This is a genomic window from Hahella sp. KA22, assembly GCF_004135205.1.
Classification (GTDB): domain Bacteria; phylum Pseudomonadota; class Gammaproteobacteria; order Pseudomonadales; family Oleiphilaceae; genus Hahella.
In genome coordinates this window covers 244,380-269,318 of sequence record NZ_CP035490.1, presented here as the reverse complement: position 1 = coordinate 269,318, position 24,939 = coordinate 244,380, and the positions used below count along the sequence as shown (strand labels likewise).

Below are 24,939 nucleotides of genomic sequence, written 5' to 3'. Positions count from 1 at the left end.
GGGAATATTGCTAGGATTGTTGCTTTTATAGCCAGCTCAGGAAAGCGCCATGCAAGAAAGCAACATCCCCGAACACCACCAGCTAATTCCATTGGAAAACCCTACCAATGGCTGGGGGCCCCGCCAAAATACTACGGGAAAAAGACTCTTCATTACTAAAGAGGCCAATATCTTTCTAAGAAACCTTAACACCTACCAACAAACGGAAGTTTACCGGGCCATATCAAAGCTTGTTTCAGACGGTGGATATGGGCAGGCCAGCAGTGGATTTAAGTTAAAGCCAATGTTCATGCGCTCAAAAACCGACGGCATTGCGGCGGCGGGCAACCTTAATCTGGTTTACAGCGTCAACTCAGACAAGATCATAATTAGCTCTATCGGGATCAACGAAAAGGTAGTCGGTAGCAGGCGTTTTAGGTGGCAGGAAAAGCCTGGGTTGTACGAAATTCCAAGGGTATCTAATACTCGATATCATGAACATTCGGATAGTGCCGATATACTGGCATTACCAAGGTCGTGGGGAGGTCCAACTCCTGTAGTGGAGGTCAAAACTGACCATGCTGCTGTGAACGGGATGCTTAATGACTTGGAAAAGGCCACTTGGTTAATGGGGGTGCATCTTGATACGGCATACTGGGATGACCAGTTTCAAGACTACACTCTATTCCATAACCCATCGCAAGGAGTGGTTCTGGATTTGTTTGAGTGCATGAAAGATAAAATAGGCTCATCTAAAGTCTGTGATCAATTGGTGGCAGTGTTGTTGGACTGTCAGAGAAAAGGCCGGAAAATCAAGTGGGTCTGCCATAGCCAAGGCGGAATAATTTTTACTCGTGCAGTTGAAAAGATAAATAACATGGGGATTCGCTTGGATGGACAGCAAGTAGCTGTTCATTCTGGCGGAAACAATAAGGACCGGGCGAAAGAAGCTTTTGCACAAGCTGGGATTAACGTTGTTGATATGGACCGAGACAGCCCATTTGACTTGGTCCCAAACCTGGCGGGAAATAATGATTGGTCATGGTCTACGACTAAGCGCTGCTTGAGATTTAGTTTATATGTGTTTGGTATTGGCGACCGGCCAATGCAGACCAGTCCCCACACGTTGCCATATTTAAGTCAGGAATGCAGTATTAGACATTTACAGTTGTGCGGCCGCGATAGAGCGGCGGCTCGAGTTATTAAAGAACAGAGCAGGTTAAGTGGATGCTAAAAAATTTGTTAGCCCCTGCGCTTACAGGGAAGGGCCCTGATTACTCTCGCCTCTCCGAAAAGGAGTGTCGAATAGGCGACTATGTATTAGGCTATAAGTTGCCAGGAAACCTTGGGTTAAAAGGCGTAAGAAGACCAAATTTTCCTTTAATGGTAAATCTTCAGCCAGAGCTTTTTGATCAATCGTCATATAAACAGACATTCAATAGATCATATATCCAGGTTCAATGCGAGTCATGGGAGTACCGTGGGTTTATTCTTCAAGGAAATTTTGGACGTTTATGTAGTTTGGCGTTAAACATAGACGTTAATCGTGCTGAACCTCATACGACAATAAAGACAGGAAATTTAGAAAGCCTGAAAAGCTACTTAGAAAATGACTTTTCTCGCTACTATGAATCAGAGGGCGGAATAAACTGGAAAGCTAGGCAAAAGTTTAAAGACGATGCCTTCACGAAAGGGGAAGTGCCGGATCACTATCTAGTAACCCTGCCTGAAAGCTATGATATCGAAAATATTAATGACGCTTCATGGCTGTCTTATCAGATAGGTCCAGAAGGTCGTGCGGGATACCGTTACACATATTATTGGGCGTATCCAGTAAGTGAAAATTTTTACCTTACTGTGTCTTTCTGGATGCTCTTTGAACATGGTGATATCAAGGAATTAAGACGAGAACGTATGGTTGAAGATGCAGGCCGTATCATGTCCATGGTGAAGCTGAGTAAAGGGCGATGATGCCCACTCCAAATGCCTGATTATCGCTGAAGAGATTGCTCTTGTGCTGTCAGGTGATCCTATCTGTAATCAATGTTTGCACTCTACTCAAGTACGTATCTCCTATACAGGAACCCGCCATATTATGATCAGGCAATTGGTGAGGCCCCTATTAACAGGAAAAGGGCCGAACTTTTCAAAGCTAACTACTAAGGAGTGTGGCATTGGTGACTACAGATTGCGATATAAGCTTCCCGGCAACATCATAAAAATTGGAACTGCCGATACTCAGACTCCATCAAGAGTTAACTTGCAAGCTGATCTATTTGAGTCATATAGCCCAAAGAAGCTTTTTAACCGTACCTTTGTGCGAATGGATTTCGAGTGGTGGGCTTATAGAGGAATTTTCTTGCAGGGCGATTCAGGGCTGATTAGTAAGATGAGTTTGCATCTTGACGTCAATCAAGCAGAATCTCACACGCCACTTTTTAAAGAGAAACTTGATAGTTTGGAGTCGTATCTTAAAAAGGACTACTGGGAATATTACGAAACAGAAGAAAATAAGGATGGAGAGCCTGGGGCTAATTGGCAGCAGCGTTATAATTTTGAAAATCCTGACGAAGTTAGAGCTAAGGGATATATACCCCTTGGGAGGTTAGAGTTAGTGACGCACTTGCCAGAAATATACCACAGAGAGGCTATTAATGGACTTGAATGGCTTCACTATTGCATTAGAGGTGAAGGCGTCGGGCGGGGACAAAGTTATTATTGGGCTTATCCACTGAGCGATAACTATTACTTAACACTCAACTTTCGGGTTTCTTCAGAGATTGGCAACAAAGAACTGAGATATCAGCGTATGTACGAAGATGCTAAACGTATTATGTCAATGGTTGAGCTACATAAAGAGTAACAACAGTACCGACCCCACACCCAATCAGAAGGTGTGCGGGGCTTTATTATTGATTTGCTCTTCTTCTGGAAAGTTAATGACTGCATAGGCGATCGCCATAATTACAGTTGTGCGGTCGCGATAGAGCGGCGGCTCGAGTTATTAAAGAACAGAGCAGGTTAAGTGGATGCTAAAAAATTTGTTAGCCCCCGCACTGACAGGGAAGGGGCCAGACTATGCAAGCTTGACTAAAAAGGAGTGTGGCGTAGGCAACTACTGGCTGAGTTTCAAGTTGCCTGGAAATATGTATATGCCGGGAAAACAAGACTCCCCATTTCCGGCTCAACTAAATTTAAGAGCGGATATGTTTGATCCCCACAGCAAGCAAACGTTTAACAGAACGTATGTTACTGTAGGGTTTGGATGGTGGTGCTATAAAGGCTTTATTTTACAGGGGGCTTTTGGAAAGCTTTGCCAATTAAGCATGCGTGTGGAAGTCAATAAGGCTGAAAATCATACTGTAATTAGGGCCAGCGATCTTGATAGCTTGGAATCCTATCTAATAAAAGACTTCTGGGATTTCTACGAGTCAGAGGAACGGGCGGGGATTAATTGGAAAGCGCGACAGAGGTTTAAGGGGGACGCGTTTACAAAGGGTGAAGTTCCGCCCCAATACCTTGTTCATCTACCAGAGAAGTATGACAGGGAAACTATTAATGGCGTTGATTGGCTAGCATACCATCTCGGTCCTGAAGGTCGTGCAGGCCATCGCTACAGTTATTATTGGGCATATCCTTTAAATGACTCATATTACTTAACCATTGGCTTTAAAATGAGCTTTGAAGTTGGAGATCCGAAAGAACTAAGGCGGGAGCGTATGGCTGAAGACGCCTGCCGCATCATGTCCATGGTGGAGCTGAGTAAAGGGCGATGATGCCCACTCCGAATATGTCGCAAATGCCTGATTGGTGCTGGAGAGATTGCTCTTGTGCTATCAGGTGATCCTATCTGTTTACACTCTACTTAGAGACGTATTTCCGATAAATGAACCCGCCTTATTATGATTAAACAAATGGCGAGGCCGCTTTTTACTGGTAAAGGGCCGAACTTTTCAGAGCTGAGCGCAAAGGAGTGCGGAGTTGGTGACTACCAATTACGGTATAAGCTGCCGGGGAATACTATTGATATTGGTATGCCTGACGCTCCAGTTCCATCTAGGGTTAATTTAAACGCAGATCTATTTGATTCGTATGACCCCAAGAAGCTATATAACCGTACTTTCGTTCAAATGGAGTTCGAGTGGTGGGCTTACAGAGGGCTATTTTTCCAGGGAGATTCTGGGCTGCTAAGCAAGATGAGCTTGCATGTCGACGTTAACCGAATAAATCATCATTCACCACTTCGTGGAAGTGATCTCGAAAGTCTGGAGACTTATCTGAGAGAGGACTATTGGGATTACTATGAAGCAGAAAAAAATATCGATGGAGTACCAGGAAGCAACTGGCAGAAGCGATATGATTTCGATAACCCTGACGAGGTAAGAGCTAAGGGTTACATCCCTGTCAGGAGATTGGTGTTAGTCCTTTTACCAGAAATCTACGTTAAGGAACGGATCAATGGTATTGAGTGGTTACACTACTGCATTGATGGAGAGGGTATTGCTGGCGCCAGCATTACATATTACTGGGCCTATCCATTGACCGATGGCTATTACCTTACATTTAGCTTTCGGACGACGACTGAGTTGGGCCGCAATGAACAGAGATATCAGCGAATGCTCGAAGACGCTAAGCAAATCATGTCCATGGTGGAGCTACATAAAGAGTAACAACAGTACCGACCCCACATCCAATCAGAAGGTGTGCGGGGCTTTATTATTGATTTGCTTCTCTTTTGAGAAGTTAATGACTGCATAGACCATCTCTACTCAACGCCCACTATGCTCCAATAAAAACTCCACAAAGGCCTGGTTGGCTCGGGAGAGGTAGCCGTTGCGGCGCCAGGCGATGCTGAGGTCGAGCCAGATGGGGGTATCGAAGGGGATGGTGACGAGGCTTTCGTTTTCCTCCACTACCATTCCCAGCAGGGTGGAGATGCCGAAGCCTTGTTTGATGATGGATTTGATCAATGGCAGCAGGTTGGTTTCGAAACCGATGTTGGGGGTGACGCCGGCGGCTTTGGCGAGTCTGTCGACTACTTTGCGGTGAAAATAGCCTTCCTTGAACATCACCAGCTCCTCCTGGAAAAACTGTTCCGGCGTAACGCTTTCCTGTTTAGCGAACGGGTGTTCCTGGGACACGGTCACCAGCATTTGCTCTCTTAGAAAAGGGCGCGCTTCCAACTCCTCCGGCACAAATTCCGCCACGATGACGCCCAAATCCAGTTCCCCTTGCTCCAGCATTTGCTGCAAGCGCCAAGTGCCGCCTTCGATCACCGATAGATTCAGCGTGGGATAACGATGGCGAAAAGCCATCAGTATCGGTGGGAAGTAAAAAGACCCCAACATGCTGGGCACTCCCACGCGCACCTCGCCGCGGGTCAGGCCTTTCAACTCGCTCATCTCCAGCGCGGCGTCGTCCGCGGCTCTTAGTATCTTTTCCGCATGGCGATACAGAATCGCGCCCTCGTCAGTGAGGGATATGCGGCGGTCGTTACGGTGCAGTAGCGTTAGCGTCAGCTCCGTCTCCAGTTTACGCAGCGCCATACTGACCGCCGGTTGCGCGACTCCAAGGGATTCGGCGGCGCGGGTGAAACTGCCGAGGCGGGCGACTTCGTAAAAGTAGCGCAGGCTTTTAATATCCATAAGGGATCGTTATTAACTGTATAAGCAGCATATATTTTATTGATGATAACTGTAGCTCTATAGTGATCCTGCATCCAGCTTCATTTCAGGAAAGGCGGTTGAGGAGCAGTAGTATGATCGAATCGGGCGGCAGACAATTCTGGTTGGCGACATTGGCGCTGTGTATCGGTTCCTTCATGACGTTCGCCAACGTCTACATTACCCAGCCACTGCTGCCGATGATCGCCGACGCTTTCGATCTGACCGTGTTGGAAGCCAACGGCAGCTTCACTATCACCACGCTGATGTTGGGGTTGTCACTACTCATATACGGGCCGCTTTCTGACGCTGTTGGCCGCAAGCCCATCATGCTCATTTCTTTAGTCGGCGCTACAGCGTGCACCTTGCTGCTGACGCAGGTTGAATCCTATTCCGCCCTGGTCGCGCTACGCGCCGCGCAGGGGTTTTTCCTCGGTGGCTTACCGGCGGTGGCCATCGCTTACATGGGCGATGAGTTTTCTCCCAAGGCGTTGCTGTTCGCCGTGGGTTTGTATATCGGCGGCAACAGCCTGGGCGGCATCGGGGGACGTTTGATAGGCGGTTTTGTCGGTGAAGCGTTTTCCTGGCGGTCCGCCTTTGTGGCGATGACCATTGTCAGCGTTCTGTGTCTGATCGTATTCGCTCTGATGCTGCCCAACTCACGCGGCTTCAACCGTAAACCGCTGCGGCCGCGGCAGATGCTGGCGGATCTGGGCGGACATCTGCGCAATCCCATATTGCTCACCTGTTACCTGATCGGCGGTCTGAACTTCTTCATTTTCATCAACCAGTACAGCTACATTATTTTCGTGCTGGAAGACGCCCCATTTAACCTGTCCGCCCAGTATCTGGGGCTGTTGTTTCTGACTTATCTGGCCGGTACGGTGGGATCGTCTCTATCTGGCAAGATCGCGTTAAAAATCCCGCAGCCCCTGTGCATTGCTCTGGGTGTGGCTATTTTGATGAGCGGAACCCTGCTGACGTTGGCGCAAACGCTGCCGACGATCATTGTGGGGCTGTTGATTAACAGCTTCGGTTTTTTCCTGGCGCATTCCTCCGCCAGCAGTCTGGTTAATCGTAGCGCCCGCGGCGCCAAAGCCAGCGCCTCTTCTCTGTATCTGGTGTTTTATTACCTCGGCGCCAGCAGCGGCGGTTTTTACCTGCATCCATTCTGGAGCGCCATGGGCTGGGACGGCGTGGTGCTGGGGTCCATGCTGGTGCTGACCGGCGTATTGGGCGCCGCCATCTGGTTATATCGTCGGGAATGCGAACCAGTTGGAGAACCTGACGTCTGCGTGTGATGCCTTCCTCTTTTGTCTATGCTTAACTATGGGGATTTTTAGTCTAGCCGGACGGGGAAAAGTTTGTGCGTACATTACGTTGGGCGGTGGCGTCCGCGTTACTGTTGATGACGCTCGCGGCGGCGGCGGAGACCTTAGTGGTGCGATATCCGCGGCCAGAGGCGGATGTGGATAAGCGGACTGAGTATCCGCTGAAGCTGCTTGAGCTCGCGTTTCAGAAAATGAAAGTCGACTACAGCCTGGTTCCCACCGATCAGTTGATGAATCAGGGGCGCGCTCTGCAATTGCTGCGCTCCGGCTCCAACCTGGACGTGGTCTGGAGTATGACTTCGGAGGAACGCGAGAAGGAATTGCTGCCAGTGCGCATTCCTATCTACAAAGGCCTGATCGGCTGGCGTATCTTTCTGATCAACGAAAGCGACGTGGAGCGCCTCAGCCGTCCTATGACGGCCCAGGATATGAAACAGTTTCTGATGGTGCAGGGCCACGACTGGCCGGATGCGAAAATCCTGCAGATGAACGGCTACAAAGTGCTGGGCACACCCAACTACGAAACCATCTTCGATATGCTGGCGCGCCGCCGTGTGGACCTGTTTCCCCGCTCCATCGTGGAAATCTGGGCGGAACTGGAGAATCATCGGGATATAGGGCTCGCCATCGAGCAAACCAAGTTACTGCGCTATCCCACCGCCTTTTACTACTTTGTCGCCCCGGATAACAAAGAACTGGAGGCGCTGATCGAAGAAGGTCTGTTGCGCGCCCTGGCGGACGGCTCCTTCGATGATATGTTTTTCTACTATCACGGCGAGCTGCTTAACAAAGCCAAGCTGGCGCACCGCCAAGTATATATGCTGACCAACCCTATTCTGCCTGAACGAACCCCTCTGCATCGCGAAGGACTCTGGTATCAGGGCTACGAGGACTCGCCACGGGTGCGCTGACTCCTGGCCTCGCGCTTCCGGCGTTGACAAGGGCGTTTGTTGTCCTCTACCTTGCACTGCGACGACGCTTCAAGCGAGCGTGATCCGGAACCGGCGCGACCGGGCCTGATCCGTTGCTCCGGGGCTACCCCGGGGTTACATGTTGACTACGCATATCGCCGTCCATACCGCCCTACGCCAAGGCGTAGAACGGTATCGACCACGGGAGGAGGGTTGGAGCGTCGTCCCCTTTCTATTTTTCTGCCTCTGACATTCTCCAGGGATATTGGCGATGAGATATGACCGCTGGCTGGCCGCCCGTCTCGCCGACGCCTACCAATCCGGCGCGCCGATAGCGCGGGAGATGCAACAGCGCGCTGCTATGGCGCTGGGAGAGCAGCCGGCCTGGTTGGCGCCGTTGACGCGTCGTATGTGGAGGCGATTTCAGCAAGTCTGGGAAACTACCTCCGCCCATACTCTGACTGAAGCTATTCTGGCTGACCGGGGCTTTCAACGAGGCCTTGCATTGTCTTCCCGCCCGATTCAAGTGCGACGCATATTTTTGCCTCCGCCTCAGGAGCTTGCGCCGGACAGTCTGGCGGCGCGATATCGTTTACCAGCGCTGCGTTGCGCTGGCGACCTCATGCACTGGCTGCGGCTGACTCCAGAGGATCTGGACTGGCTGACGCAAGCTCGCGGCGCTCCAAGCGGGGCGTCTTCCGCGTTAGGGCATTACATCTATCGCTGGCTGGATAAACCCCGTGGCGGAGCCAGATTGCTGGAAGCGCCCAAGCCTTGGTTGAAGACCATACAGCGTCGTATTCATCAGGAGATTCTCGCTCCGTTACCCCTGCACGAGGCCGTTCACGGCTTTCGCGCGCAACGCTCCAGCCTGACTCACGCTCGCATCCATATCGGTCAGACATTGTTGCTCAAGTTTGATCTCAAGGACTTCTTTCCGTCGGTGAGTTATGCGCAGATTTATCGCGCGTTCCGGCGGCTGGGATACGGTCATCAGGTTGCGCGTCTGCTCAGTAAGCTGTGCTCACATGTCACGCCTGATGAGATATTGCGGCAGCCCTTGGCCGGCTATCTGGAGCGCGGCAATGAGTTATTCCGTCGCGCCCATTTGCCTCAGGGCGCGCCTACGTCACCAGCGTTGGCCAACCTCGCCGCCGCTCACCTGGATCGGCGCCTGAGTGCGCTGGCTGACAGTATGGGGCGGCGTTACAGTCGATACGCCGATGATGTCGTTTTATCGGGACCGAGGATGAGTCCCGGCGCGATAGCGCGCTTACAAGCCTTGGTCGGCGCTATCGCATTGGAAGAAGGCTTCGTTTTGAACACGCGCAAAAGCGCGGTGATCGGGCAGGGTGCGCGTCAGCAGGTAGGAGGCTTGGTGGTGAACGCCAAGGCCAATATCCCGCGCAAGGACTACGATGAGCTGAAAGCGGTGCTGCACAATTGCCTGCGCTTCGGCCCCGACGGGCAAAACCGCCAGGGACATGGGGATTGGGCGGCGCATCTGAGAGGGAAAATCGCCTATATGGCAGGGATCAATCCAGAAAAAGGGCGTAAGTTGCTGGCGCTGTATCAACGTATTGTCTGGCCGCAGGAATCCGTCTGAGCGTTGTCTCTAGCGCCAAAGTTTAAGCACGTCCGCTTTTCTGCAGGCGTTGCATAACGCTGCGGCGATACCAGCGGGACAGCCAGCCTTTCAAGCCGGGCAGGCTCAACAGCCAGGCCAGAGGGCGCAGCAGCAGGGTGCGGCGCATGAGCAGGATATAGGCGTCCAATTCCCGATGCACGTCACCGTTCTCATCACGCACGTGTAGTTCCGTCAGGGCGGCGTGAGGGTCGATGCCTTCCTGGCGCAGATCGTCATCGCGGCCGGTGATATCGAGCCAGCACACCTCGGCGGCGCGACCTCCCGCCAGCTTCTCGTAATTGCGACGGTCGCGAACGCAGCGGGGGCAGGCTCCGTCGTAGTAAACCGTCAATTTAGGTTGGGTCATATTTCCCTCCCGTGCGGCTCAGGCTTGCTCTTGCGCCTCCATTTTAGCGCGAATGAACTCCGCATGAGGTACGTAGATCAACTCCGACGCCCGCCGGACGAAATGCTCCTCGTACTTGTCCAGCTGTCCATCGGCGAAGGCGACGCGCCACAGGTTAAGAATGATGCTGTATTTATCCTGAGGCGAGCAGATTTCGTTGATGTGCGAGGTGAACTCATACAGGGAGGTGGCGCTCTCCGCCTCTTTGGCGGCGGCTTCCATCAACTCCGTTAACTCGGCGCCGTCCACGTTGAAGGTCTGGCGCACGTATTTCTCCACCACCTGCAGCTCCGCGTTATCCACTTGCTGATCGACTCTGGCCAGCTGAATCAACAGGGCGGCGGTGACCCGCTCCAACGCGGGCTGCTTGATTGGCGTGCGCGCATCAGCGGCCAGTTCCTGAAAGATCGCCTGTAACTTTTTCAGCATGAATACTCCCATGATATGATGTGACGTTTTCAGCCGTCGGGCGTCTCTCGACTTGCTCCTGACGGAATTCATACCATCATTAACTGATGGATTCTCCGCTAACAACAGGCAAGGCTATGAGTTCAGGGATACTACGCGGAGCTGTCATCGTCGCGGCCATATCTATGATGTATGGTTGCGGAGGCGATGAATCAACCGCGCAGCCGCCGAAGATTCCGGAAAAAGGAATTGCGGCGCTGGTGCAGGCGAACTTACCGGCTTCCGGCGCGCAGGCGCAGGTGGGGGCGGTAATTTTCAAGGATAGCGTACGGCAGCCCTTGGTGGGCGGCGATGTGATTGTCGCCGAGAGCGCCATCGACAAGGTGCGCCTGAATGCGCTGGAAAACCTCAGCGGCGACTACCAGGGGCTCCTGGATGTGGCGTCTGAGTTCGACACCGTTTATTTCAGCGTGGAATATGATGTAGCTGCGGCGCAGGACAAGAGCTGGTTCACCTCCGGTCTGCCTGATGTCAGCGCTCGCCCCGGTGAGTTAGTGGGCCTGACCACTTCGATCGAATTTCCTCCCGCGATTCATTTGGCTTCTCCCGCCGCGCAGATGGATTACGCCTCGCGCAGCGACCGTATTGCGTTGCAGTGGGCGCCGCTGGGCGAAGACGATCAGATCCGTTACACCGTGCGCGGCCGCTGCGACTATAGCAACGGCCGTCGGCAGTATTACACCCGCTCGGAAGTACTGGGACGCGAAGACGGCGCTGGCGCGGCGGAAGGCTATGCGGAAATCAAAGTAGGGGACATCATCGCTTCACAGGACGGCGCCGAAAGCGGCTTCCTCGCCGATATGAGCGCGCGTCTGGTCGGCGCGGTGGTGGATGCGCTGACGTTTGGCTCCCCCGAAGTGGACATGCGCAACGGCGAGCTGCAGTCCTGCGAGTTTGATTTGTCGCTGTTGCGCGAACGTATTTCCACGCCCGCGCAGCCTTTCGACGGCGGGCGCATCATCGCCAGCCGCAGCGACACCGTGCGGCTGTATTATCATCCCGTCGGCGAGTGACGCGGTTTATTCGTAGTGACTGTAAGGGACGGCGCCGCCGTCTTTGCTCACCAGCAATACGTCAAACTTGGCTTTAACGCCGGGAACCTCCATGCCGGGTACGTTTTCCCCGGCTGGCATCCCTGGAACGCTGAGGCCTAAGGCGTCGGGCTTTTCCTGCAATAAGCGCTGAATGTCCGCCGCCGGCACATGGCCCTCGATCAGATAGCCGTTGACGAACGCGGTATGACAGGAGGCGAGCTGCGGCGCCAGCCCCGCCTGTTGTTTCACTGGCGACACATCACGGGTTTCATGCACAGTGACATCGAAGCCAGCGGCTTTGACGTGATCGACCCATACCTTGCAACACCCGCAGGTCGGCGACTTGTATACCGTCATTTCTTCCGCTGTGGCCTGTTGCGCGCCGGCGAATCCAGCGCTCAGCGCCAGCAGGACGCCGCTCAGGCGGCGCGGCAAGGCGGCTATGTTTGAGATCATGATTGGCTCCTTGTGGCTCATGCTATTTATCGCTGGCGATCAGACAACTTTCAGCGATCCCTGGTACATATTCATCTGACAATTAAATTTATAGACGCCTTTTTCCTGCGTTTGGATGCGGATGTCCTTGGCGTGCCCGACCGGCAGCTCCTCGCTGATATTCAGGCCGTCGAAAATCACCATGGCGGCGCAGGGGCTGGGGTCTTTGCGCAGGAAGCGCAGCGTGACGCTTTCCCCGGCGGGTATCTCTATATGATTGGGGCTGTAGACGCCGTCCGCGACCGTGATTTCAATGGCGCCGCCGGCGCTGCGCGCCGCGTTTTGCGGCCGCCACAGCCAGAACCAGTAGATCACGAAAGCAATGGCCCCCAGGCCGAGCAGATTGACTAGAATACTCATGCCGCTTTCTCCTCTTGTTTATGCTGTGCGCTGCTTTTGAACAGGCGCAGGCGATTGGCGTTGCTGACGACAGTGACGGATGACATGGACATGGCGGCGCCGGCCAGCACCGGGCTCATCAGCACGCCCAGTACGGGGTAAAGCAACCCGGCTGCGACAGGAATGCCCAGCGCGTTATAGACAAATGCGCCGAACAGGTTCTGTTTGATATTGCGCACGGTGGCGCGGGAAACCTCAATGGCGTCGGCGAGACCATGCAGGGAGCCGCGCATCAGGGTGATGTCAGCGCTCTCTATGGCCACGTCCGTACCGGTGCCGATAGCGAAGCCCACGTCCGCCTCGGCCAGCGCCGGAGCGTCGTTGACGCCGTCGCCCACCATGCCCACCAGTTCGCCCTGCGCGGCTTTCTGGCGCAGGTCGCGAATCACTCGCGCTTTATCTTCCGGCAACACTTCGGCGATAACTTCATCGACGCCCACCTGTTTGGCGATAGCCTCGGCGGAGCGTTTTACGTCGCCGGTCAGCATGATGACGCGCAGGCCGCGTTCGCGCAGCCGGGCGATGGCCTCACGGGAATCGGACTTGATCTTGTCCGCCACGGCGATGACCCCCGCCAGTGCGCCATCTGTCGCCATAAACAGCGGCGTGGCCGCCTGTTCCGCCAGTTTGTCCGCCGCCTCTGTGAGAGGACCGGCGTCAATGTGATTGGTCTCCATCCAGCGGCGATTGCCGAGCAGCACGGTGACGCCATCAATAACGCCGGTCACACCCTGACCGGACTCGCTTTGGAAGTCGACGGGGTCGCTCAAGGTCAGGGACTGTTCGCGAGCAGATTCCACAATGGCCATACCCAGGGGGTGCTCGGAGGCTTTCTCCAGACTGGCGGCCAGGCGCAACAGTTCAGTTTGATCGCGTCCGTCGACCGCCTGAATCTCCAATACGGAGGGTTTGCCTTCAGTAATGGTGCCGGTTTTATCCAGCACCAGAGTGGCCAGCTCACCCGCCTGTTGCAGCGCCCCGCCGTTGCGGATCAACACGCCAGCCTCCGCCGCCTTGCCGACGCCGACCATCACCGACATGGGCGTCGCCAGTCCCAGTGCGCAGGGACAGGCGATGATCAACACGGTGGTCGCCGCCACCAGCATATGCGCGATTCGTGGATCGGGACCAAAGTTAAACCAGGCAAGGGCGGCGATGACGGCGATGATCAGCACCACCGGTACGAATACGGCGGAAATTTTGTCCGCCAGTCGCCCCAGCGGCGGTTTGGCGTTCTGAGCTTTCTTCACCATGGCGATGATCTGCGCCAGCGCTGTGTCCTTGCCGACTTTCACCGCGACATAGGTCATCGAGCCGGTTTTGTTGAGCGCGCCGGCGGATACCTTGTCCCCCTGTTTTTTCTCTACGGGAATGGGTTCGCCGGTCAGCATGGATTCATCCACCAGACTTTTACCGTCGCGCACTTCGCCGTCCACCGCGATTTTTTCGCCGGGGCGCACGCGCAGGAGGTCGCCTTTACGGACGTTCTCAATGGGAATGTCTTTCTCGTCGCCGTCGCGAATGACGCGGGCGGTTTTTGGCTGTAAATCCAGCAGGCGTTTGATGGCCTGGGAGGTTTTGCCGCGTGCGCGAACTTCCAGCGCCAGACCCAGGTTGATCAACCCGATGATCATGGCGGACGCCTCAAAGTAGACATGCCGCGCCATTTCCGGCACAGCCTGGGGCAAAGCCGCCACCGCCATGGAGTATAGCCAGGCGGCGCCAGTGCCGGTGGCGATCAGGGTGTCCATGTTGGCCGAATGATTCTTGAAGGCTTTCCAGGCGCCGGTGTAGAAGTGGCCGCCGGATTTCGCCATCACTGCCAAGGTGATCAGGCCGACCGCCAGCCAGGCGAACTGGCTGAGTCCCGTCTGCACCATCATTTCCCCACCTAACAGTCCCCAGGCCATCAAGGGGACGCCCAGGCCCAGAGCCAGCCACATATTTTGCAGCAACTGTTTGTAGTAGACCTGTTCCGCCTTCTCCTTGGCTTCCTGATCGGCGGCGTCATCCGTCGCCAGGGTGGCGCCGTATCCGGCCTGCTCTACCGCCTGGATCAACGCGTCCGTGTCCGCATCGCCTTCCACGGCGGCGGTGCGGTCGGCGAAGTTCATGGCGGCGCTGGCGACGCCGGGGACGTTCTGCAACGCCTGTTCGATTTTACTGACGCAGGCGGCGCACTTGGCGCCGGTGATATTTAATTGGATGGCGCCAGTCTGACTTTTCGATGGCTGTGAAGCGTCTTGAGGCGCGGCGTCCTGTTCAGACACGGTGTCTGGTTCCGCTGCGCTGAGTTCGCAATGGCCGCCAGCGGCGTTCTCTTCGTTCTGTTTGTCTTCTTTGAGTTCCGCCGGATAGCCCAATTGGCGAATCGCCTCCAACGCAGCGGGGATATCCACGGCGGCGTCGATAGAAACCGTTTGTTGTTGCAGATCCACCGACACCTTGTCGGCATCGGTCAGAGGAGCCAGCGCGTGCTTGATTTTTTTCACGCAGCTTTGGCAACCGGCGCCTTGGATCGCGATAAGAGCGCCTTGTTCCGATAGTGCCTGGTTCATGTCAGCCTCCGTTATCAGAGTCTCGTGTTATAAGTTGGATTCTTGTTCCCAATATTCGATCAGTCGGCAGATGGTATGGCCGTTGGGATCGCCGTCAGGCATGTGCTCCCAGGCGCTCATCGCCTCCTGCATGCGGACTTTGAGCTGAGAGAGTTCGGCGATCTGGCGTTCCACTTCAGCGAACTTTTCCTCAAATAAGCGTCGCACCATGGGACAGGGAGAATGATGGTCCTCCGCCTGCGCCATGATCTGATTGATCTCTTTCACGCTGAAACCCAATTGCCGCGCCTTTTTGGCGAAGATCAGCTTTTGCAGGTCGTCCCGGTCATAGAGCTGGTAACCATTGTCCGGATCGCGCTTGGGCTTTAACAGGCCCTGCTTGGTGTAGAAGCGCACGGTGTCTGCGGTTACGCCGCTGCGTTTCGCCATCTCGCTGACTTTCAGTTGTAAACCCGTCATGTCCGGCATCTCCTCTTGTCTGCGTCGATGAATTTAAGCTTAGTGTAAAACCTGGGAGTAACACATAGGTCAAGGGGGAGGAGAAAATGAATGAAAAGCGCCTGCTCTGGGAGGATGTGATCGCGCTAACCCTGTATTACCATTCAGCTTTTGGTTACCGACAGAGTTCGCCGAGGGGCGCATGTATACCTGGAATGACAAACCCTATCGATGCCCGGTGGAGATCGCCTTTGCGGCGGTGGGCGGTAAATGGAAGTGCCTGATACTGTGGCATCTGCATTTGGGCAAAATGCGGTTCAAGGAACTGGAGCGGATTGTGCCCGGAGTCAGTCAGAAAATGTTGACGCAACAACTCAAGGAAATGGAGCGCGACGGCCTCATTGTGAAGACGGTGTTCCCGGAAATTCCCCCCAAGGTGGAGTATGAGCTGACGGAGCGTGGTCACAGCATCTTTCCCATTCTGGAGCAGATGCATGAATGGGCCATTGCGCAGTTTGACCTGAAAAAATCTGCGGAAGAGGAATAGTTCTCTCCCGTTTGCGCATAAGCCAGCAGGGACCTGGGCTTAACGGCGATACTGCCCGTTCTGTGCAGTGAAAAAGCATGCGAAAGCGGGGGTGCTTACCAAAAAGTGCCTACTTGATCAGCCACTTACCCCTCCCTATGATGCTTTCAGATCACAGTCGCTCTGTGATAATGCAAAGAGAAAAAGTTCGGCCGACTTGTTTTTCTGCTTCTCATTTCTATGTGAAATGCGCCTGCTGGCGCGAGCAACAAAACATTGAGGTCAACAGATGGAAAAAAGATATCCAAGAGCCTTTTCCCACATCGGAATATCCGTTCCCGACATTGCCAAAGCCCTGGACTTCTATCAAAAAGCGCTGGGCTGGTACGTCATCATGGACGTCACGGAAGTAAAGGAAGAGAAGGACACCGCTATTGGCGCCATGTGCATTGATGTATTTGGCGAAGGCTGGGGCTCCTTCAAAATCGCCCACCTGTCCACCAGCGACAGCATTGGCGTCGAGCTGTTCGAATTCCCGCAGAACAAGACGACCCGACACGAGTTCAATCCCTACCAGACTGGCGTATTCCACTTCTGCGTGCAGGACCCGGATGTAGAAGGGCTGGCGCAACGCATCGTCGAATTGGGCGGCAAGCAAAGAATGCCAATCCGGGAATATTTTCCGGGTGAAAAGCCTTACCGGATGGTCTACATGGAAGACCCGTTCGGCAACATCGTGGAAATTTATTCGCACTCCTACGAGCTGCACTACAGCGCGGGAGCCTATCAGAATAAATCCGCGTAACGGGCCACGGCTCTGACGCCCGGGTGTAAGCCCGGAAGAACAATAGCGACGCGTTGCGCCGGTCGGTGGCGAAGCGCGTTGTCCTCACAGACTTATTTCTGCGTTGTAAGCAATTCATATCTTCAGACAAGCGCCTGCGTGGGTGCGCAGACAGGGGGATAAAGCCGGTTAAGCCGGCGAAAACAGGCAGTTTTCAGGCGCTTCCAGGGAGATGGAGCGATAGGGATTTTTGTTTATAACACATTGGTAGTTGTTGACGTTAAACGAAAAGAAAACGAAAGAATAATATGTTTAAGAAGAAGATACTGGCCTGCGTTGTTACTGCTTCACTCTCTACATTAGTCTCCATCTCCGGTTCCGTCGCGGCGGCGAATGAGCCGCAGGCTGCAAACGCAGCAGCCCCGACGGCGTCTATGGCGGAACGTACTGGATTCACCTTTTCCGATCTGGTCGCCGGTTATGTGACCGGATATGACCGCGCTCACAGGACCTTCACTCTAAAAACCCGCAATGGTCATGAGCTGTCTGTGAAAATCGGCGATAACGCTTATGCGGAGTTTGTGCATAATCTGGGCGAAGAATTCAGGAACGCCACGGATAAGCTGGACGTCATGCTGACCCAGGGGCGCTATGTGTACGCTTATGGCGTGTTCTACCCTCAGGACGGCCAATACGGCCTGGAGACGATCCATCTGGTTTTCCCCACAACTCAGGATAACCAGTACGTCTTTGAACAAAGCGACTGGTGGAGCCGTCAAATCAGTGAGTTGGCGGACTTCTACCTGCAGGCGGAGTTCGGCGACGGTCCGATCGATTACACACGCTATCGCACCAACCTGTCTCTTGAAGGGGATAAACTGGGTGACGGCATTCAGGAAGCCGCTACCTTATCGCGCCTGATATACGGTTTCGCCACCGCGTACATGATGACGGGGGAGGACCGCTACTGGGAGGCGGCGCAGAAGGGAACAGCGTACCTGCGCGCCAACTTTCAGGTGAACAAGGGCGAGCAGTTCTATTGGCTGCATGCGTTGGACGTTAATGGCAAAAGCGGCGTTGAAACCTTTGCGGGCTCGCGTTTTTCCGACGATTACAACGCCATTCCCTGTTACGAGCAGATCTATGATCTGGCCGGACTGGTGCAGACCTATCGTATTACTGGCGACAGCGCCATTCTGCAGGATGTAGAGAAAACCCTGGCGTTATTTGAAAACCGCTATCGCGACCAGAGCGCCCAAGGCGGGTATTTCTCCCACATCGACGCCTCTACTTTGAGTCCTAATGCGGAGTCATTGGGCGATAACCGCAGTAAGAAGAATTGGAACTCTGTGGGCGACCACGCGCCGGCCTATCTGATTAATCTGTGGCTGGCCACGGGTAAGACGGAATATGCGGACTTTCTGGAAGATACCTTCGACACTATCGCTGCTCGGTTCCCCAGCGATACAGAGAGTCCCTTCGTCAACGAGCGATTCTTCGCGGACTGGTCCGTGGACGCCGGTTACAAATGGCAGCAGGACCGGGCGGTTATTGGGCATGACCTGAAAATCGCCTGGAACCTGATGCGCATGAACAATCTGCGTCCGAAGGTGGCCTATTCCGAGCTGGCGCAAACTCTGGGCGACGCCATGCCGAAATACGGCGCGGATTTACAGCGCGGAGGCTGGTACGACGTGGTGGAGCGCAAGCTCAGCGATGGTCAGAGTCAGCACCGCTTCGCTTTCCATGATCGCAAGGCGTGGTGGCAGCAGGAACAGGGCATCCTGGCCTATCAGATTCTGGCGGGCGTGACCGGCAATCCTGACTATCTGCAACTGGCGCGGGAATCCTCCGCTTTCTACAACGCCTGGTTTCTGGATCGCGCGGACGGCGGGGTTTACTTCAACGTGCTGGCTGGCGGCCAGCCCTATGTGGAAGGCATGGAGCGCAGCAAAGGCAGCCACTCCATGGCGGGATATCACGCCTTTGAATTGGCCTATCTGTCGGCGGTTTACAACAAGCTGCTGATCCTAAAGCAACCCATGGATCTTTACTTCAAGCCGCAGGCGAACGGTTTTTCCGGTAACTTGTTGCGAGTGGAGCCGGACATTCTGCCCAAAGGCAGTGTGAAGATCGACAAAGTATGGGTGAATGGCGAGCTTTATCAGGACTTCGATCCGGAGAACCTGACGGTGACGCTGCCCCGCGAACGTCAGGAGCTGAAAGTCAAAGTCAGACTGACCCCTGCCTGATTGTCTATGCGGACGCCCTGATGAGAGGGCGTCCGCTACCAGATTGGATGTAAAGGAATTAACCCATGTATTTAAGATCGATGACCCTACTACTGGCGGCGCTGACGCTGCTCGCCTCGCTTTTTTCTTCCGCTTCTTCTGTGAAAATCCCGCAAGTCACGGTACAGACGCCGCCGGTGACGGGGGAGTACAAGGGCAAAATCGGGGTGCTGGTGGAAGAACATTTCGATGAAACCGAGTTGGTGGCGTTTCAGCAGTATTTCCCCGCTCATGGCTATGAAGTGGTGTTCATGTCCTACCTGTGGGGACAGCCTGAGCTGACCTTCAATGGCAATGATCATCAACGTCAGGTAGTAGTGAAGACCGATATCACTCAGGTGGATCTGTCGCAATATGCGGGCGTTATCCTCATTGGCGGTTATGCCATGGATCGCCTGCGCTACGAAACCGAGTTGAGCGACGATGGCGTTTCCCGCGCCCCGGCGGTGGCGTTTTTGCGTCAAGTCATTGCCACCAATCGCATAAAAATTGGCGCTATTTGTCATTCGCTATGGCTGTTCACGGCGGACCCGACTTTACTGCAGGGACGCAAGGTCACCGCTGCGCATAATATTGTCGCCGATGTCCGTAACGCTGGCGGGATATTGCAGGTAGAGAATAACCAGGCGGTGGACACCTTCGTGGACGGCAATCTGATTACCGGCAAGCATCCGGCGGTGGTGGACGCTTTTATGGAAACGTTTTTGCGGGAGCTGGACAAGTCCTGACGTTGCCTGTGGTAGAGGGAGAAGAATTTCCGTTTCCACCCTGATCAGATGAAAACAGGGAAACAAAGGCTTCCCTGTTTATTGCCGCTTTAGCAGTGTTGATTATCGCCACTCGCAGCCGGCGGCGGGAGTTTCCGTCACAACGGTGGAGTAGTGATAGGTGTAATCGCCATCAACCGCCTGCGTCCCTTCTTGACCAGCTTCCGGCCCGATGATGTAAGTCTCGGACTTGGACAGGCCGGCGTCGGCGTAGGCTGCGATATCGGAGGCGGCGTTGCCGTAGGCGCGTACGATATCCAATTGCACGTCGTTCAGCAGGTGACGAATGTAGGCGGTTTTATAAGCCTGAGTCTGCGGGCTGGCCGGGTTTTCCGCGTTGCTGTCCGTGCGCAGATGCCATTGGAACAGGCCTTTGGTGTTGAACCAGTTGCGGGTGGTTTTGGCCATCCAGTACTGGCGACCGGTGAGATACACTACCTGATAGCCTTTCTCCACATAGTCCCATACTACCTCCGCCGCGTAGTTGTGCATTTCCGCGGTATCCGTGCCCAGGTAGTCGTCGATGGCTTCGAAGTCGTTCAGGGTCAGCGTGCCGTCGATATCGAAGAGTACGGTTTTACGGCCGGGTTGCACCACGGTCAGGTAACCGGATGCTTCAGTATGATCGCCTTCCACCACCATACGTACGACATAGTCGCCCTCAGGCTTGTTGAGGTTGACGTAAATCTTGCCATCGCTATTGGTGCGATGTTCTCCCAGATACTCCCAACCGGACATACCGGTTCCGTAGACGTAGACATGTATGTCCTCGTCCTCAAGGTCTTTATGGAACAGGGCGGAGTAGTCGAATTTCCCCACCATGGTGGCGGAATCGCCGGCTTTGACGATCTGGTCGTGGACCATATGGAACGGCTTATTCAAAGAAGCGAGCAGACGGTTACCCCAATGGTGAAACGACTTCTGCGCCGGCTTCTGCAGTCCTGGAGCATGCAGCACGCTGTCGTAGTCAGGGCAATATTCAGCGTTAGCGGTCAGACTGAGTGAGGCGGCGAGCAACCCGCCAGCCAGAAAAGAGAGTTTATGCATGATTTTAAAGAGTCCTTTTTTAATTATTGTTCAATGAGGCGTCCCCATTTCATCCTGTTCAGTAAACGGGGTGTGAACGCGGCCTTAATTATTCACAGCAATATGAAAAACTGGTTAAAACCGTCAGGAAATTGTGCATGTGGAAGAGGGAGGGGAGTATCCCTAATAAAGCCTATATCTGACGGGGTTTGGGATATATTGTGGGGCAGGGGAGATTGATAAAGGAATTATGAAAGAGCTATCTGATTGGAGGCTTCTCTGTCGGCTCGGACTTATGCCCGATTGCAACCGACTGTGGGACTTTTGTAGAGTTTGTTGCATATGCGCATCAGGTCGCGATTTCTTCCAGGAATTCAACTAGAGTTGGATGTTGAGAAGGTATATATTCACAGCTACATGATATGGGAAAGCCGGAATACACTTCCCGGAGGGTATTAAAGATGTCAACAACGCGAACTGTTAAAACTGCCATAGGTGCTATGTTTTTTGCATTATCTGGAGCAGTGTTCTCAGCAGATAAGGCGCATTTCGCTGAAGGTAGCGGCTATGTGAAAAGCGTCAACGCTGTGGATAGCAGGGTGTCTATTTCGCATAACTCTATGCCTGAGATTGGTTTGCGCACTCAAACGTCTTCCTTCCACGTTACCAGCAACGTACCTCTGGATGGCATTTTTGAAGGAAAAAAAGTCTTCTTTAAATTAAATATCAGAGAAGACGGTGACTACGAAGTTGTTGAAATGAACGATGGCAGTGGTAAAGGTACATAATTATTAACATGGCAATGATATTGGCATGTTAATCACCAGGCGCATGGACGCGCCTGCGCGGCGTTAAGCCGCGGGAGACAGGGCCTGACCTGTGCAGGCCCTGTCGTTGCAGACAAATAGAAGGAAGCTATTTGTCTGCCGGATTAATAATACGGAACATTAGCGCCTCGCTAGGTTCTTCTTAATGTGTAGCGAGGCGTTTTGTCTGGTTTCTTCATTCCGCAATTAGTTAGGCGATAGGCCTTTGGAAGGGCTATCGGTAATATCTCTTCTTTCCCTTCATGATCACAATAGGCTCTATTCCCAGAGAAAAGGCCTGTGAGGACTTTCCTTTTCTCGCGCAACATTATCGTGGACGACGGAAGGCGATTAAGGCCTTCACTCATCTGGCGCCGGATTATGTATTCTGGATTTATCCGGATGGGGATTTATTCGACGCCAAAGACTCACACAAGAACAACACGCCGAAGGGCTTCAAACATATTTTGTTGGATGAGCCGGATTACGGCGGTTTTTTACGTGGTCGAGTGGCCAGTAATTACGGTCCGCAGATTATTGTGGTGTATTGCAGAGAGGAAGCTCTGGCGAGCGATCCGATCAAGATTCGCCAGTTCCTTAACGGTGTGGCGCAGCTTCCCATTCCGCTGCAGCAGACTATCTTAGTCGTTAGCGACAATGCGGCTATTTACGGGACGCTGGCTGATATTCACCAACGCGCCCGTGACCTTGGATAACGCTAAGCAGGTGCGAGACCTATTGGCGCTTCTTCGCCGCATACAACTGCGCCATCTCTTCCGCGATACTCGCCATCTTTTCCCGTAACTCCGGTGGCCCCAGCACTTCCAGCTCAGCGCCGAACCGCAAGAGTTCCACACAAGCCTGACGCAGAGCGCCGACGGGCAGCGTGGCTTTGCGCCAGCCTTGAGCGTCTGGAGTCGGGTCTAACGTGGTGGCGGCGCGTACATAGGGTGAGTTGAGCGCGTCCATCATCCAGACGCCTTTTTCGGACAGGCGCACTTCAGCGACGTAGGTGTGCAGCTCCTCTTCCAGTCGGAGAGTATTGGCGCGCCAATAATCGGCCAGATCGAATTCAGCTGGGCGTTCAAAACGGGTCTCCGAAATGGCCAGATCCAGTATGCGAGAAATGCGATAGGTGCGGAGATCGCCATCGACTTGCGCCACCAGATACCAGGAACCGCTTTTCAGGACGACCCCAAGGGGCTCCGCGTGACGTTGCTTTTCTCCTTTCCAGCTCTGGTAGCGCATTTCGATCGCTCGATGTTCCCAGACTGCCTGGGTGATGTCCCGGAGGTGATCCGGGTGTTCTGACTCCGCGAACCAGGCGGGGGCGTCAAGATGAAACCGGGATTGCATGCGCTCCGCGCCGGAACGCATTTCCTGGGGCAGGGCAGCCAGCAGTTTCGTCTGTGCGGCGGAAACGGCGGCGCCCAGGCCCATATCGGTGGCGGGGCCGGATAATCCGGTCAGGAACAGGGCTTCCGCCTCTTGCGACGACAGTCCGTTGAGCCGGGTGCGGTAGCCGTCCAAAAGACGGTATCCGCCTTCGGCGCCCCGTTCGCTATAAACGGGAATGCCCAGTGCGCTCAAGGTCTCTATGTCGCGGTAGACCGTGCGCAGGGACACGCCGCACTCCTTCGCCAGCACCGGCGCCGTGGTCTGTCCGCGGGCTTGAAGGGTCATAAGGATGTTCAGGAGACGGCTGGCGCGCATAAATAACCTGCTGCGAACTTTTTATTTTAAACCTGACAAAAGTTGACAGGTATGAGGTCGTATTATGCCACTGAGTTTATTTTCCAACCAAAAGGATATGCGTCATGGCTTCTGATTTGAAAATCACGTTGTTTCACTGTCCCCAAACCCGCTCCACCGGCTCCATGGTATTGTTGGAGGAGCTGGAGGCGGATTATGAGGTGAAACTGATCAACATCCGCAATGGCGATAACCGCCGAGAAGACTATTTGCGGGTGAATCCCTTGGGCAAAGTGCCTGCACTGCAGCATGGCGATGCGCTGATCACGGAACAGGTGGCGATTTTTCTTTATCTGGCGGACTTGTTTCCTCAGGCGGGTCTGGCCCCGGCGTTGACTGATCCGCTGCGCGGGCCTTATTTGCGCTGGATGGTGTATTACGCCAGTTGTTTTGAGCCGGCGGTGGTGGACAAAGCGCTGCAAAGAGAGCCCGCGCCTCGGGACACCAGTCCCTATGCGGATTATGACGTCATGTTGAACGCTGTCGTCGAGCGTATCGCCAGTGGCCCCTATATTCTGGGCGAAAAGTTCTCGGCGGCGGATGTATTGTGGGGAATGGCTTTCCATTGGTGTACCCAGTTTGGATTGGTTGCGCGCACGGAGGTGATCGACGCTTATATCAAACGCGTCACCAGTCGCCGCAGTTTCAGTGAAGTGCTGGCCAAAGACGCAGAGATAGCGGCGCAATTGCAGGCGAAAGTGGAAGCATCAGCAGACTGATTTCCCCTTCTTATTTCTCATCCTATCGCCGCCCCTCGTGGGCGGCTTATGCGTATGGCTTTCCCTGTCCGCCAAAGGATAATACAGACTCCTACCGCCCATTTGGGCATTCGCCGCGTAGTCATAGGAGTGAGTTGGCGACATGAAAAAAATCGAATACGGCGCAGGCGTTTTCGCCATCCAAGGGTTTCTAACAAGCCAGGAATGCGACGCTTATATTTCTGACAGTGAAGCGATGGGATACGACGAAGCGGAAATTCAAACCGCGCGCGGATCGCAGATGTACAAAGATATTCGCAATAATGATCGCGTGATTTTTGACGACGCTGTCATGGCGAATAATATCTTCAATCGAATCAAAGCCATGCTGCCGCAGGAAGTTGACGGCTGGGAACTGATCGGCTTGAACGAGCGCCTGCGCTTCTATCGCTATGAACCTGGCCAGTACTTTAAATGGCATCGCGACGGCTCCTACGCCCGCAACGAAAAAGAAGCGAGTCTGCTGTCATTCCTGATCTTTCTGAATGAAGACTACGAAGGCGGAGAAATCGCTTTCCGCTGGGACAAAATCAAACCCGAAAAAGGCTCCGTGGTAGTATTTCCCCATGCCACGATGCATCAAGGCTCCACCGTTGAAAGCGGCGTTAAATATGTGCTGCGCACGGATGTGATGTACCGGGAAATGGCGTAGCCTTCTTACTCTCTAAATTTATGCGGTATTCAGATGGAAGATCTGTTAGTCCTTTTCCTTAAGCTGCTGGGCTTCATAGCGCAAGGCGTGTTCTTTTTCGTGATGGAATTTCTGATCAAAGGCCCCGGGTATCTGATTCATCGACTGTTCGCCGGTAAACATGCCGACCTGGACGGATTATTTGCGATCGTGTTTGGGATATTGTTCTGGGTTGTCGTGGGATTTGGGGCGTATTTTATATACAGCTTGGTCTGAGTTCAGGGATTGG

Annotated in this window: 27 protein-coding genes; 18 read left to right on the top strand and 9 right to left on the bottom strand. The window is 53.9% G+C overall.

Annotated elements, in window-relative coordinates:
• The first annotated feature begins 49 nt into the window (after positions 1 to 49).
• From EUZ85_RS01270 to EUZ85_RS01250, 5 genes are all read left to right on the top strand, one after another.
• Positions 50 to 1,213 carry a hypothetical protein gene (locus EUZ85_RS01270; protein WP_127974143.1) on the top strand — a complete coding sequence of 388 codons (1,164 nt, stop codon included), beginning with the start codon at positions 50 to 52 and terminating at the stop codon, positions 1,211 to 1,213.
• Positions 1,207 to 1,950 carry a hypothetical protein gene (locus EUZ85_RS01265; protein ID WP_127974142.1) on the top strand — a complete coding sequence of 248 codons (744 nt, stop codon included), beginning with the start codon at positions 1,207 to 1,209 and terminating at the stop codon, positions 1,948 to 1,950. The genes EUZ85_RS01270 and EUZ85_RS01265 overlap by 7 nt, the downstream gene beginning before the upstream one ends.
• A gap of 124 nt (positions 1,951 to 2,074) precedes the next feature.
• Positions 2,075 to 2,842, top strand: a complete 768-nt coding sequence (locus EUZ85_RS01260) for a hypothetical protein (protein WP_127974141.1) — start codon at positions 2,075 to 2,077, stop codon at positions 2,840 to 2,842.
• A 166-nt stretch (positions 2,843 to 3,008) separates the two neighbouring features.
• The gene (locus EUZ85_RS01255; protein WP_127974140.1) at positions 3,009 to 3,755 is read left to right on the top strand and encodes a hypothetical protein; all 747 of its coding nucleotides are present in this window, start codon (positions 3,009 to 3,011) and stop codon (positions 3,753 to 3,755) included.
• 126 nt (positions 3,756 to 3,881) lie between these two features.
• Complete coding sequence (locus tag EUZ85_RS01250) at positions 3,882 to 4,649, top strand: hypothetical protein (RefSeq protein ID WP_127974139.1); 768 nt, start codon at positions 3,882 to 3,884, stop codon at positions 4,647 to 4,649.
• A 99-nt stretch (positions 4,650 to 4,748) separates the two neighbouring features.
• Here EUZ85_RS01250 and EUZ85_RS01245 read toward each other — a convergent pair whose 3' ends face one another.
• Positions 4,749 to 5,624, bottom strand: a complete 876-nt coding sequence (locus EUZ85_RS01245; RefSeq protein WP_127974138.1) for a LysR family transcriptional regulator — start codon at positions 5,622 to 5,624, stop codon at positions 4,749 to 4,751.
• 113 nt (positions 5,625 to 5,737) lie between these two features.
• Between EUZ85_RS01245 and EUZ85_RS01240 the strand changes: the two genes are divergently transcribed.
• The 3 genes from EUZ85_RS01240 to EUZ85_RS01230 all read left to right on the top strand — a co-directional run bounded on the left by EUZ85_RS01240 (position 5,738) and on the right by EUZ85_RS01230 (position 9,490).
• Positions 5,738 to 6,943 (top strand): MFS transporter, encoded by a 1,206-nt coding sequence (locus EUZ85_RS01240; protein WP_127974137.1) that lies wholly within the window; start codon positions 5,738 to 5,740, stop codon positions 6,941 to 6,943.
• 65 nt (positions 6,944 to 7,008) lie between these two features.
• Positions 7,009 to 7,884 (top strand): ABC transporter substrate-binding protein, encoded by an 876-nt coding sequence (locus tag EUZ85_RS01235; RefSeq protein ID WP_127974136.1) that lies wholly within the window; start codon positions 7,009 to 7,011, stop codon positions 7,882 to 7,884.
• A gap of 271 nt (positions 7,885 to 8,155) precedes the next feature.
• Positions 8,156 to 9,490: a reverse transcriptase family protein gene (locus EUZ85_RS01230; protein WP_127974135.1), complete on the top strand. Its 1,335-nt coding sequence runs from the start codon at positions 8,156 to 8,158 to the stop codon at positions 9,488 to 9,490.
• A 22-nt stretch (positions 9,491 to 9,512) separates the two neighbouring features.
• Here the strand turns inward: EUZ85_RS01230 and EUZ85_RS01225 are convergent, their stop codons facing one another.
• Together EUZ85_RS01225 and EUZ85_RS01220 are read right to left on the bottom strand one after the other, a co-directional pair.
• Positions 9,513 to 9,878 (bottom strand): thiol-disulfide oxidoreductase DCC family protein, encoded by a 366-nt coding sequence (locus EUZ85_RS01225; protein ID WP_127974134.1) that lies wholly within the window; start codon positions 9,876 to 9,878, stop codon positions 9,513 to 9,515.
• Between the two features lie 18 nt (positions 9,879 to 9,896).
• Positions 9,897 to 10,346, bottom strand: a complete 450-nt coding sequence (locus EUZ85_RS01220; RefSeq protein WP_127974133.1) for a TerB family tellurite resistance protein — start codon at positions 10,344 to 10,346, stop codon at positions 9,897 to 9,899.
• Positions 10,347 to 10,462: 116 nt separating this feature from the next.
• Here EUZ85_RS01220 and EUZ85_RS01215 point away from each other — a divergent pair, with 116 nt between their 5' ends.
• Complete coding sequence (locus EUZ85_RS01215; protein WP_127974132.1) at positions 10,463 to 11,398, top strand: hypothetical protein; 936 nt, start codon at positions 10,463 to 10,465, stop codon at positions 11,396 to 11,398.
• A 6-nt stretch (positions 11,399 to 11,404) separates the two neighbouring features.
• Here the strand turns inward: EUZ85_RS01215 and EUZ85_RS01210 are convergent, their stop codons facing one another.
• From EUZ85_RS01210 to EUZ85_RS01195, 4 genes are read right to left on the bottom strand one after another with little or no spacing between them, the layout of a single operon-like run.
• Positions 11,405 to 11,875, bottom strand: coding sequence for a DUF411 domain-containing protein (locus tag EUZ85_RS01210; protein WP_206617981.1), 471 nt, complete (start codon positions 11,873 to 11,875; stop codon positions 11,405 to 11,407).
• Positions 11,876 to 11,914: 39 nt separating this feature from the next.
• Positions 11,915 to 12,274, bottom strand: coding sequence for a cupredoxin domain-containing protein (locus EUZ85_RS01205; RefSeq protein WP_127974131.1), 360 nt, complete (start codon positions 12,272 to 12,274; stop codon positions 11,915 to 11,917).
• A complete protein-coding gene (locus EUZ85_RS01200; RefSeq protein WP_127974130.1) occupies positions 12,271 to 14,871 on the bottom strand; it encodes a heavy metal translocating P-type ATPase in 2,601 nt (866 codons plus the stop codon). The genes EUZ85_RS01205 and EUZ85_RS01200 overlap by 4 nt, the downstream gene beginning before the upstream one ends.
• Before the next feature lie 27 nt (positions 14,872 to 14,898).
• A complete protein-coding gene (locus EUZ85_RS01195; protein WP_206617980.1) occupies positions 14,899 to 15,330 on the bottom strand; it encodes a MerR family transcriptional regulator in 432 nt (143 codons plus the stop codon).
• Between the two features lie 181 nt (positions 15,331 to 15,511).
• On the opposite strand from EUZ85_RS01195, the gene EUZ85_RS01190 reads away from it, so the two are divergent.
• The 4 genes from EUZ85_RS01190 (at position 15,512) to EUZ85_RS01175 (ending at position 19,638) form a co-directional block, all read left to right on the top strand.
• Entirely contained in the window at positions 15,512 to 15,856 is a 345-nt protein-coding gene (locus EUZ85_RS01190) for a helix-turn-helix domain-containing protein (protein WP_164887412.1), read from the top strand.
• A 268-nt stretch (positions 15,857 to 16,124) separates the two neighbouring features.
• A complete protein-coding gene (locus tag EUZ85_RS01185; RefSeq protein WP_127974128.1) occupies positions 16,125 to 16,640 on the top strand; it encodes a lactoylglutathione lyase family protein in 516 nt (171 codons plus the stop codon).
• Between the two features lie 287 nt (positions 16,641 to 16,927).
• A complete protein-coding gene (locus EUZ85_RS01180) occupies positions 16,928 to 18,871 on the top strand; it encodes an AGE family epimerase/isomerase (protein ID WP_127974127.1) in 1,944 nt (647 codons plus the stop codon).
• Between the two features lie 65 nt (positions 18,872 to 18,936).
• Positions 18,937 to 19,638 carry a DJ-1/PfpI family protein gene (locus EUZ85_RS01175; protein WP_127974126.1) on the top strand — a complete coding sequence of 234 codons (702 nt, stop codon included), beginning with the start codon at positions 18,937 to 18,939 and terminating at the stop codon, positions 19,636 to 19,638.
• A 102-nt stretch (positions 19,639 to 19,740) separates the two neighbouring features.
• Here EUZ85_RS01175 and EUZ85_RS01170 read toward each other — a convergent pair whose 3' ends face one another.
• A complete protein-coding gene (locus EUZ85_RS01170; protein ID WP_127974125.1) occupies positions 19,741 to 20,724 on the bottom strand; it encodes a lipin/Ned1/Smp2 family protein in 984 nt (327 codons plus the stop codon).
• 440 nt (positions 20,725 to 21,164) lie between these two features.
• Between EUZ85_RS01170 and EUZ85_RS01165 the strand changes: the two genes are divergently transcribed.
• Together EUZ85_RS01165 and EUZ85_RS01160 are read left to right on the top strand one after the other, a co-directional pair.
• Positions 21,165 to 21,491: a copper-binding protein gene (locus EUZ85_RS01165; protein WP_164887411.1), complete on the top strand. Its 327-nt coding sequence runs from the start codon at positions 21,165 to 21,167 to the stop codon at positions 21,489 to 21,491.
• Between the two features lie 281 nt (positions 21,492 to 21,772).
• Positions 21,773 to 22,225, top strand: coding sequence for a hypothetical protein (locus EUZ85_RS01160; protein ID WP_127974123.1), 453 nt, complete (start codon positions 21,773 to 21,775; stop codon positions 22,223 to 22,225).
• Positions 22,226 to 22,244: 19 nt separating this feature from the next.
• Here EUZ85_RS01160 and EUZ85_RS01155 read toward each other — a convergent pair whose 3' ends face one another.
• Complete coding sequence (locus EUZ85_RS01155; protein WP_127974122.1) at positions 22,245 to 23,222, bottom strand: YafY family protein; 978 nt, start codon at positions 23,220 to 23,222, stop codon at positions 22,245 to 22,247.
• A gap of 104 nt (positions 23,223 to 23,326) precedes the next feature.
• On the opposite strand from EUZ85_RS01155, the gene EUZ85_RS01150 reads away from it, so the two are divergent.
• The 3 genes from EUZ85_RS01150 (at position 23,327) to EUZ85_RS01140 (ending at position 24,926) form a co-directional block, all read left to right on the top strand.
• Positions 23,327 to 23,980, top strand: a complete 654-nt coding sequence (locus EUZ85_RS01150; RefSeq protein ID WP_127974121.1) for a glutathione S-transferase family protein — start codon at positions 23,327 to 23,329, stop codon at positions 23,978 to 23,980.
• Between the two features lie 142 nt (positions 23,981 to 24,122).
• Positions 24,123 to 24,671 (top strand): 2OG-Fe(II) oxygenase, encoded by a 549-nt coding sequence (locus EUZ85_RS01145; RefSeq protein WP_127974120.1) that lies wholly within the window; start codon positions 24,123 to 24,125, stop codon positions 24,669 to 24,671.
• 33 nt (positions 24,672 to 24,704) lie between these two features.
• Positions 24,705 to 24,926, top strand: a complete 222-nt coding sequence (locus EUZ85_RS01140) for a hypothetical protein (protein ID WP_127974119.1) — start codon at positions 24,705 to 24,707, stop codon at positions 24,924 to 24,926.
• Positions 24,927 to 24,939 lie beyond the last annotated feature (13 nt).